The following is a 625-nucleotide window of genomic DNA, read 5'->3' on the forward strand; positions in this document are numbered from 1 at the left end:
CCTCAACATACGGATTTTGACCATGGCCACGAAAGCTAAAGCTCCTGCCAAGAAAGTCACCAAGCCCGCCGCCAAGGCGCCCGCAAAGAAGGCTACCGCCGCCAAACCCGCTGTGAAGCCCGCAGCCAAGAAGGTCGTCGCCGCCAAGAAGGTCGCTGCCGCCCCCAAGGCTATCAAGGCTGCTCTGAACAAGACCCAGCTGATCGCCTACATCGTCGAGCAGTCCGGTGTCGAAGCCAAGTCGGTCAAGGCCGTCCTGGCCAGCCTGGAAACCTCGGTGCTGAGCTCCGTGGACAAGAAGGGCGCTGGCGAATTCACGCTGCCCGGCCTGTTCAAGGTTGCCGTGCAGAAGGTTCCCGCCAAGGCCAAGCGCTTCGGCAAGGATCCGTTCACCGGTGAAGAGCGCTGGTTCCCCGCCAAGCCGGCTTCGGTCAAGGTGAAGGTTCGCCCGCTCAAGAAGCTGAAGGACGCCGCGCAGTAATTCCGCACGGTTATCCGGTCAAGCCGGAAAGGGCCTGCCCCGCAAGGGGCGGGCCCTTTCTTTTTTTGTGCGTCCGCCGGCCGGCACAGTCCGCGCCGGCCGGCGGGCGCGCCTTGCATGATCCCGGGCCGGCCTGCTAGAATT

At 63.8% G+C, this 625-nt stretch carries 1 protein-coding gene; it reads left to right on the forward strand.

The features are described 5' to 3' along the window. Positions 1-481: HU family DNA-binding protein (locus tag BI327_RS40965; RefSeq protein ID WP_245335087.1), on the forward strand; the 481-nt coding region annotated here is incomplete at its 5' end. Positions 482-625: the final 144 nt, after the last annotated feature.

It is taken from the genome of Bradyrhizobium mercantei, from assembly GCF_001982635.1.
Taxonomy (GTDB): domain Bacteria; phylum Pseudomonadota; class Alphaproteobacteria; order Rhizobiales; family Xanthobacteraceae; genus Bradyrhizobium; species Bradyrhizobium mercantei.